At 41.1% G+C, this 8,755-nt stretch carries 7 protein-coding genes and 4 pseudogenes; 6 read left to right on the top strand and 5 right to left on the bottom strand.

The features are described from left to right. Positions 1–1,167, bottom strand: a 1,167-nt coding sequence (locus L2W36_RS26910; RefSeq protein WP_236112026.1) for a CoA transferase, incomplete at its 3' end; no start/stop codon positions are given. Positions 1,168–1,253: 86 nt separating this feature from the next. Here L2W36_RS26910 and L2W36_RS26915 point away from each other — a divergent pair. Then, positions 1,254–2,168: a LysR family transcriptional regulator gene (locus L2W36_RS26915; protein WP_236112027.1), complete on the top strand. Its 915-nt coding sequence runs from the start codon at positions 1,254–1,256 to the stop codon at positions 2,166–2,168. A 47-nt stretch (positions 2,169–2,215) separates the two neighbouring features. Here L2W36_RS26915 and L2W36_RS26920 read toward each other — a convergent pair. Next, a protein-coding gene (locus L2W36_RS26920; RefSeq protein ID WP_236112028.1) for an IS5 family transposase occupies positions 2,216–2,976 on the bottom strand; the annotation gives its coding sequence in 2 pieces (ribosomal slippage) (positions 2,216–2,625 and positions 2,625–2,976; 762 coding nt in all). 169 nt (positions 2,977–3,145) lie between these two features. Between L2W36_RS26920 and L2W36_RS26925 the strand changes: the two are divergent. Both L2W36_RS26925 and L2W36_RS26930 read left to right on the top strand, forming a co-directional pair. Further along, positions 3,146–4,176 (top strand): annotated as a pseudogene (locus L2W36_RS26925) (IS110 family transposase). A gap of 266 nt (positions 4,177–4,442) precedes the next feature. Further along, a pseudogene (locus tag L2W36_RS26930) lies at positions 4,443–5,038 on the top strand (IS5 family transposase); the annotation flags it as partial. 202 nt (positions 5,039–5,240) lie between these two features. Here the strand turns inward: L2W36_RS26930 and L2W36_RS26935 are convergent. Beyond that, positions 5,241–6,002 carry an oligogalacturonate-specific porin KdgM family protein gene (locus L2W36_RS26935; protein WP_236112029.1) on the bottom strand — a complete coding sequence of 254 codons (762 nt, stop codon included), beginning with the start codon at positions 6,000–6,002 and terminating at the stop codon, positions 5,241–5,243. Positions 6,003–6,218: 216 nt separating this feature from the next. Further along, a pseudogene (locus tag L2W36_RS26940) lies at positions 6,219–7,126 on the bottom strand (IS5 family transposase). A gap of 216 nt (positions 7,127–7,342) precedes the next feature. Between L2W36_RS26940 and L2W36_RS27590 the strand changes: the two are divergent. The 3 genes and pseudogenes from L2W36_RS27590 (at position 7,343) to L2W36_RS27600 (ending at position 8,198) form a co-directional block, all read left to right on the top strand. Next, positions 7,343–7,774 (top strand): annotated as a pseudogene (locus L2W36_RS27590) (transposase). Then, positions 7,771–8,070 (top strand): transposase, encoded by a 300-nt coding sequence (locus L2W36_RS27595; protein WP_443088411.1) that lies wholly within the window; start codon positions 7,771–7,773, stop codon positions 8,068–8,070. The pseudogene L2W36_RS27590 and the gene L2W36_RS27595 overlap by 4 nt, the downstream one beginning before the upstream one ends. Further along, positions 8,058–8,198 carry a hypothetical protein gene (locus L2W36_RS27600; protein WP_443088410.1) on the top strand — a complete coding sequence of 47 codons (141 nt, stop codon included), beginning with the start codon at positions 8,058–8,060 and terminating at the stop codon, positions 8,196–8,198. The genes L2W36_RS27595 and L2W36_RS27600 overlap by 13 nt, the downstream gene beginning before the upstream one ends. Before the next feature lie 181 nt (positions 8,199–8,379). Here the strand turns inward: L2W36_RS27600 and L2W36_RS26950 are convergent. Continuing rightward, on the bottom strand, positions 8,380–8,755 hold a 376-nt coding region (locus L2W36_RS26950), incomplete at its 5' end, for an ATP-binding cassette domain-containing protein (RefSeq protein ID WP_329605685.1).

The following is an 8,755-nucleotide window of genomic DNA, read 5'->3' on the forward strand; positions in this document are numbered from 1 at the left end:
TAAAGACACCTGAACATGTTGTGAACCACCAATAAAAGCGCGGTTGTGAAGTGCTTTTAGAATACCCATAGCTCCCATTAATCCAGTACCATAATCCGTAATAAAGCCATAAGGGCACAAAGCAGGTTGATCTTCCAATCCATGATCAAATGCAGAACCTGTCGCAGCTTGCGCAATGTTTTCCCAACCATGTCTATCTTTCCATGGGCCTACTTCGCCAAATGCAGAACTAGTGACAATAATTAAATTAGGGTTAATCGAAAGAAGTTTTTCTTCAGTAATACCAAACTTTTCACTCAAGCGTCCGGGTGCATAACCATTTACATATACGTCAGCATCTTGTACTAGTTCAAAAAAGCGTTGCAAGTCTTTTTCTAACGTAAAGTCTAGGTAAGCATTTTTTTTACCAAAGCCCGTATCTAAATAATTGGACTTAACCCGCTCAGCTTTCGGGTTTGCAATATGCAGCACCTCAGCGCCTTGCTCAGCCAAAAACGTTGACATTGAAGGACCTGCAATGATGTGACTGACATCTAGTATTTTAATATCACTCAACGGGCGTTCACTTGGCAGGAAGGGAATAGGCTGACCTGTATTCAAAGGTTTAACCACAACTGGAGGTAGTTCAGATAGTGCTTTACCTTGTGGGTGATTTCTGAATTCTTCCTGTGTTCTAAGCTTTGTTCCGCTAAGCCCACGTTCATTGAAAAGAACCTCCCACTCTTCTGCCGTCTTAGTTAAATACGCGGCATCAATAGCCTCTTTATTAGGAGGGCAATTAAGCACGTTTAGGGTTTCATCGTGAAGGTGACTCAGCGCAGTCGTGGTTTCAAAGTAGCCCTCTTTGGTTTTATGAGTTAGTGACTCTGATCGCTTAAATGCATCTAGAGACAATGGAGTCCCATTTATATGAATAAAGTTTGGTCGATAAAGCATCTCCATTGCTCTGGCGTGATCAACTACAATACTCTGAGTTTGTCCTGTCTTATGCTTCCAAATATTAGCGACAAGTAGACCGTTCATCATGAGCAGTGATGAGAAGCTATCTGACAAATTATATGGTGAGTAGCAATCACTATCAGGTACATAGTTAATATCAATTGGGGTGATAGAGGGGTCGATCTCAACATTGATCATTTCTTTTAGGTTGTTTAGTGCTTTTAACATAGTAAGTCTCTTAGCGTTTATTTAAGTTGCTAATAAGGTTACCAATGTCTATATTTCCTTTAAATACCTCAGATTAAGGAAGAACTTTGCATAGAAGCAATAATGGTTTTGACCTGAATGCACTAAAGATATTTCAACGAGTGATTGAGTTGAGTTCTTTATCAAAAGCCGCAGAGGAGTTGGCAATCAATGCTTCCACAGTAAGTAGAAAGATCACGGAACTAGAAATGTATTATGGAGTTAAGTTATTACATAGAACAACCCGAGTACTGACCTTAACTGCAGAAGGTCGTTCTTTTTATGGCTATTGCCAAGGTGTTGAAGCTTTATTGCAACGCTCCGAAAATGAAATTATGAATAACCAAATTGAGCCAACAGGCGTTTTGAAGATAGTGGCACCAGTAGATTTAGGCAACCTGATATTACTGGGGCCTATTACACAGTTTGCTAAGACGTTCCCCAAAGTGAAGCTGGATCTTGATTTTTCGAATCGTTTTGTTAATGTCAACGAAGAGGGAGTGGATATCTGGTTCAATATAGGAGATGATATCAATCAAAGCCTTATAGCTAGACAAGTCGTTCACTATAAGCGCTATCTAATGGCATCTCAGGAGTATTTGGCTGAGTATGGTAAGATTGATTGCCTTGATGATATTAAAGCTCCCCATAGAACAATTAAATCTAAAAACGCTTTTAATTATCATCATTCAAAAAAAGACTTACTAAACAAACTGCCTATTTCTCTGTCCATAAACAGCAGCTATGCAGCTTGCCAAGCATGTATTGCGGGTTTAGGACTCGCTTTCATCACACCTACTCTTGCTAAAAAAGTAGATATTGAGTCGAATCTCGTCACTATTCTTAAAGAAGATATATATCAGGAGACAACGATCAATATGGTTTACAAAGAACAAAAGCTAAAACCAATGAGAACTGAGGTTTTTATTAATCACATGACGAAATTTTTTGAAGGCGAAACAGTTAGTACACTTAAAAAATAACTGTTAGGTGTGCTAGGGCGTGTTGATCTTTGCTGTACATTTCGTGTTCAACAATACATCGGTAGCCACATTAACATGAATGCCAGCGATAACATGCTGGCATAATTCCTTTCTAGCTTTTCATATCTACTTGAAATAGCTCGATAATGCTTAATTCTCCCAAAGGCATTTTCGACCAAGTGACGATACTTGTATAGACACCAATCCATACTGTCTTTGTCTATATCTTGTCCGTAATTGCGTTTAGCAATTACCGTTTCTCCGCCACGTTCCTTAACAAAAGTACGGAAAGGTTCGCTGTCATATCCTTTATCACAAACGATGATATTAACTTCATCGAGTTGCTCAACTAAGCTTTCGGCATTCACTATATCGTGGCGTTGGCCCTCTGATAAATCAAAGCAAATCGGCAGGCCACCACTATCTACGGCTAAGTGAATTTTGGTTGAGTTGCCCCGCGACTTTTTCCTATTTGCTCTGAACTTTCAGTAGCTGCACCTGTACTATGCTGATGCGCTCTAACTATAGAGCCATCAAGAAATACCCATTCAAAATCAGCCATGCTAGATAAACTTTTGAAAAGATTATCTAAAATCCCTTTCTTTGACCAAAGATTAAATCGTCTGTAAACGGTATTCCACTCTCCGAACTCAGAGGGTAGATCTCGCCAAGGAATACCAGTTCTCATTCGATAAAGTATTCCTTCAAATGTCATTCGATGTTCAGTTTTATCGTAAATACGACCTGTACTTTTCATAACTTGGAGTAGCAGTTCCCAGCGAATATCAGTTAGCATTGTTCTTGTCATGGTATTGGTTATGGTTTTACTTTTGGCGAAGCAAATTATAACTCTTTACCATGCTGTTCAAAAAACACTCACGAAAGATCAACGATGAGATGGTCTCCTCCCCTTAACGGCATCGCAATGTGCCAAACTTGGATTTGAGAAAACAAGTTAAAACGGCGAGGAGACCTATATGAATATTACAACTGTTGGGCACTCGATTTAGCAAAAAATGTTTATCATGTTGTTTGCTGTAATCAGGCAGGAAAAATAATTCGGAAAAGAATGCTTCGACGCTCTGAAATATTGGCATTTTTCAGCACACTACCGAAATGTTTAGTCGGTATTGAATCTTGCTCTAGTGCCCATTATTGGGCTAGAGAAATTCAAAAGTTAGGGCATCAAGTCAAGCTAATCGCCCCGCAGCATGTTAAACCCTATGTTCGAGGCAATAAAAACGATTACAACGATGCTTTAGCTATCGCAGAAGCGGTTGTTCGGCCTCAGATGCGCTTTGTACGCATTAAAAGCCAAGAACAATTAGATATAAAGGCATTACACGTATTACGCAAAAAGTGCGAGCGAGACAGGACGGCTAATTGTAACGGTATTCGAGGTATTTTGGCTGAGCAAGGAATAGTAATTCCTCAAGGAGTAAGCAACGTTTACAAGCGACTGCCAGAGCTGTTCGATGTACAAGTTGATAATGGTTTGAGTCCTCTATTCAAAGAGTTGCTTGAACAACATTACCAAAAGCTGACGGAGCTAAATGAGCATCTGGATTTTTATACCAAAAAAATCAAGTTATTGAGCCAAAGTGAAGAGTGCCAAAGATTGCAAGATATTCCTGGGATCGGCCCAATCGTCTCAAGTGCAGTTTATGAGTACATTGGGAACGGAAGTGAATTTAAGAATGGTAGAGCGGTATCTGCATCATTAGGCCTAGTTCCTAGGCAGCATAGCTCTGGTGGTAAACAGAACTTGTTAGGTATTAGTAAGCGTGGTGATGTTTATCTCAGGACGCTCTTGATACATGGTGCTAGAGCGGTAATCAGAGTTAACTCAGGAAAGACTACACCTCTGGCCAAATGGCTTGACCGATTGGTGGTGACCAGAGGAAGGAATAAAGCCGCCGTGGCTTTAGCCAATAAACTTGCCCGAGTTAGTTGGGCAATACTGAAACATGGCAGCAACTACAACGAAGAATATCTAGTTGCTGCTTAGTTAAAAACAACCCCCTTCTAAGGATTGCTGGATAAATAGAAGTTGATGACAGAAAGGTAAAACCTACATATCGAAAACCTGATAGGGCGTGTGGATGTAGAATCCGTGTCAACGATAAGGACGATATGTGCGAAGTTCATCGAGGCTCGAAGTCTATGACTTCAAACAGAAGCCGGATATACGAACGCAACCATTTCCTGTCAAAAACAACTAGTTATTCTTGCAATGATGGAGGAGACCATATACACGCCCTAGTTGTTTTATAAAAGTTCTCAACACGAGGCGCCATCCAACACCTAGCCATTGATGCAACTGGGCTCAAGGTATACGGAGAGGGAGAATGGAAAGTGAAAAGCATGGAACTGATGGTAAGCGTCGAGTCTAAACTCCATCTCGCAGTTGATACAGATACACCTGAAATTATCGCGAAGAGCTGACACTATCAGGTGTGACCGATGCGGAAACGCTACCCAACATACTCAAGCAAGCACGCCGAACCATCAAGGAAATCTCGAGAGATGGTGCATACGATACAAGAGAGTGTCACAGAACGATTGGGGTTAAGAAAGCGACACCTTTAATTCCTCCGCATAAGAGTGCTGCTTTCTGGGAAAAAGGGCATCCACGTAATCTGGTATTTGGCTGCCAAAAGCTGTATAGCACGAATAAAAAATGGAAACAAAAGTATGGTTACCATAAGCGATCATCGTCGGAGACCGCTATGTATTGCGTAAAACAACTACTAGGTCCTTCACTCACGCTTCGAAATTATAACGCACAGTTGGTGAGACTTACGCCATGATCAAAGCACTCAATAAGCTCACTGGGATAGGTATGCCCGAAAACTCAGTATGTTGTTTAAAATGCGAACGATTTAGCTAGCGTTCGCTCTTTCACTGAATTAAGCAACAAAGCCACGTTATAGGAATCAATATAAATCGAATCACTATAACGCGAGAAGGTACCACATGTGGGAGCTGATGGGGTTCGAGTTTTAAATTCCAGTGAATATTCACTGAAACTAATTAGTTAGAAGTATGTTCGGCGTTTAATATACTTAGCATTTAGAAATGGTAATTAATCTCGACACCATTAATAGCATCGACATCACTCTGATTAGAATACCATTCTATGTGATATTTCATGTCCCATTGCTGGTTAATGCGATAACCTAATCGGACTTCATTATAAAATTGATAAGAGTCCCCATCAAAATAATTGTTTACGTAGGATTCAGAACCGCCTAACGTGGTTCGATATTCTGGGTTATAAGTGAAATTAAGTTTATCTGTAATATCGTAAGAAAAATAAATACCAACTTGACCGAATGAACCTGGCATTGTGTAACCCGTAACGTGATCGTCGTCTACAGGATAACCATTCTCCTCCAACGGCAGTTCTCCATTCACGATTGATAAACCAAGCCCAGCATATGGTAGAACCTCTAGTTTATGATACTTATAAAGGAAACTTATATTGCCAGATACATTTGCAGCTTCTTTCTCTACATCATAATTGGTATCAAGGTATCCACCTATACCAGAGCTGGCATTGTTACTAAAAAAGCGAGCACGAAAGCTATCAATACTATCATCTCGTTCATTCGAATTTGACCAACCAATAGAAGAACCAGCTATACCTTTGAGCTCCATAATACCTTTAGTCACATTGGACTCGGAGTTTTTCTCATACTGCATTTTAAGTGAAGCACCATAGTTATCGAATCCAATACCAGCCGAGACAGATGCAACTTGATTTTCTGCTGCAAGAGTTGAAGTCGCTAATAATGCTAAAGAAAGAACTGAAAAAGTTGTTTTGATTTTCATAGAACACTCATAAATGTGATTAAACGTTTCCCTTACAGGGCATAGAAGAAGTTTATTTAAGAGTGGCAAATCAATAAATACTTTGAAACAACAATCATATTTGCATGTATGCAATAATCAAAGGTGATGCTGTAGACACTCAGAAAGTTAGCACTTTCGAGGAGCGTTGTTGATCAAATTAGCTAGAGGATCAACGACGCCATATATAATTAGCCGTTAGCTTCTGACGGGCATACCTAGTCCTATGACTTTGTTTATGGCTTTGACATTCGCCATGATTTCACCAACTTGAGCGTTGTAACATCTCAAGCTCAATTTACCGCTTGTGAGTCCTTTATATCGAGACATTACGATCTCAGATATTGAGCGATAGTGATAACCAGACTCGGCTTTCCACTTTGCTATTGTGCCACTTTTCGGAGCTGCTACCACTTCGTTTCTGGGATGACCTTCCTCCCAAAGTGCTGCATTCTTTCCAGGCGGAATCAACGTAGTACAACCTTTCTTTTTCAGTGTCTCATAGCAAGTTCTGGTGTCATAGGCTCCATCGGCAGATACGGTAGCGACCTTTCTGCGTAGTGGATTGAGCAGCGTCGGTAGCACTTCACTATCGCCAACTTTTACAAGGCTGACTTTCGCACTAACAGCTTCGTGAGTATCTACATCTACAGCTAAGTGCAGTTTACGCCATTTTCTGCTCTTTTCTGCTCCATGTTTTTCACTTTCCACTCACCCTCGCCAAAAACTTTGAGGCCAGTTGAGTCTATAGCTATATGCCGTATAGCTCCTCTAGATTTATTGCGATATCTGACCTGAACCATCTTCGAGCGTTTACTGATACAGGTGTAGTCAGGGGATATCAGCGGAACATCTAATAGCTTGAAAATCGAGTCGATAAAGCCTTGAAATGCACGTAATGGCAGAGAGAAGATGCCCTTAATCATCAAAGCAGTTTCAATCGCTGTATCTGAGTACTGGAAGCCTCTACCACGCCTACCATGATGAGTTTTGCATTACCATGCATCAATGGCTGAATCATCTATCCAGAACGTAACCGAACCACGCTTGTACAGAGCCTTATTATACTCCGCCCAGTTAGTTATCTTCTTTTTCGCTTTCCCCATGTTACCACCGCGCTTACCATTACAAGGGATCAGAACGCAGGACTTGGAAAAGGTTCAACTGATTTAGGCAACAACGCCCTTTCGAGGCTTTATTGCACAAGTCAAGTGAACTAAATCACAATCTCACGACTAAATCAGGGACATTCATTTACTGACTTTGATTTCATGCCAAAACCTTGTTACAAAACCACCAACTAGCGCAAGTACAATAACTCCTTGATCAACAGAGGTTCACTCACATTTTGGATTGACGAGGAAACCATAACTGAGCGGAAACAACCTAAACGGGACAAACGTGGTAGACCAAGACTGTTTGGTGATCTCGCTATCACGACGGCTCTCATGGTAAAGCGCATTTTTTCCTTACCTTTGAGAGCGCAATAAGGTTTTATCGACTCTGTATTTAGATTGACGAACGTCCTATTGGTTTGTCCTCACTATACCTGTATAAGCCGCCGAACTACGGGTGTAGAGGTTAATTTCAAAGCCTCGACACGAAGCGCCATCCAACACTTGGCCATTGATGTAATAGAGCTCAAGGTATATGGTGAGGAAGAATGGAAAGTGAAAGAGCATGGTACTGATGACAAGGTCAACTCCATCTTTCGGTTGATACAGATACACATGAGATTATCGTCGCTAAACTGACACTATCGGGTGTGACTAATGCGGAAGTACTCCCCAGCCTACTCAAGCAAACACGCCGAGCCATCAAGGAAATCTCAGGTGATGGTGCATACGATACAAGAGAGTGTCACAGAGCGATTAGGGTTAAGAAAGCGACACCTTTAATCCCTCCGCACGAAGGTGCAGCTTTCTGGGGAAAGGGCATCCGCGTAACCTGGCAGTTGGCTGCCAAAAACTCTACGGCTCGAACAAAAAGTGGAAACAGAAGTATGGTTACCATAAGCGGTCATTGTCAGAGACCGCGATGTATCGCGTAAAACAACTACTAGGTGCTTCATTCACGCTTCGAAATTACAACTCACAAGTTGGTGAGACTTACGCTATGATCAAAGCACTCAACAAGCTAACTGGGATAGGTATGCCCGAAACTCAGTATATTGTTTAAAATGCGAACGATTTAACTAGCGTTCGCTCTTAAGCTGAATTAAGCAACAAAGCCTCACATTATAAAATTCATGATTACCTTATAACAGTATTCATGATACATAAAGTTCAATTGGGCTCTACTTTCGATTAAGCTTGATAGGTATTCTAATACTGACAAATACCCTCTTGTAATTTGATATCTATGTTTCTAAGTAGTTTCTCAAAAAGCGGGCAGTGTGAGAGTTGGACTTTTCTATAAGTGTTTTTGGTGTCCCCTCAAACAAGATCTCTCCACCTCTTTCACCACCATCTGGGCCGACGTCGATAATCCAATCGGCTTTGGTCATCACATCTAGGTTGTGCTCTATAAGAATGACTGTATTGCCCTTTGTTGCGAGTTTTTCAAAGATACTGATAATTCTTGCCGCATCGGAAACATGCAACCCCGTTGTTGGCTCATCAAGGATGTAAACATTACCAGTTTTGTGTAGCTCACTCGATAACTTCACTCGTTGGCACTCACCACCAGACAGGGAGGCTAACGGTTGACCAAGTGTTAGATAACCCAGTCCGACT

The sequence above is a fragment of the Vibrio sp. McD22-P3 genome, from assembly GCF_021568915.1.
Taxonomy (GTDB): Bacteria; Pseudomonadota; Gammaproteobacteria; order Enterobacterales; family Vibrionaceae; genus Vibrio; species Vibrio mediterranei.

Excerpts from the sequence above, each read along its gene's own strand:
- L2W36_RS27600 (WP_443088410.1), top strand. The coding sequence starts at position 8,058 with ATGTATCGCGTAAAACAACTACTAGGTGCTTCATTCACGCTTCGAAAT.
- L2W36_RS26935 (WP_236112029.1), bottom strand. The coding sequence starts at position 6,002 with ATGAAAATCAAAACAACTTTTTCAGTTCTTTCTTTAGCATTATTAGCG.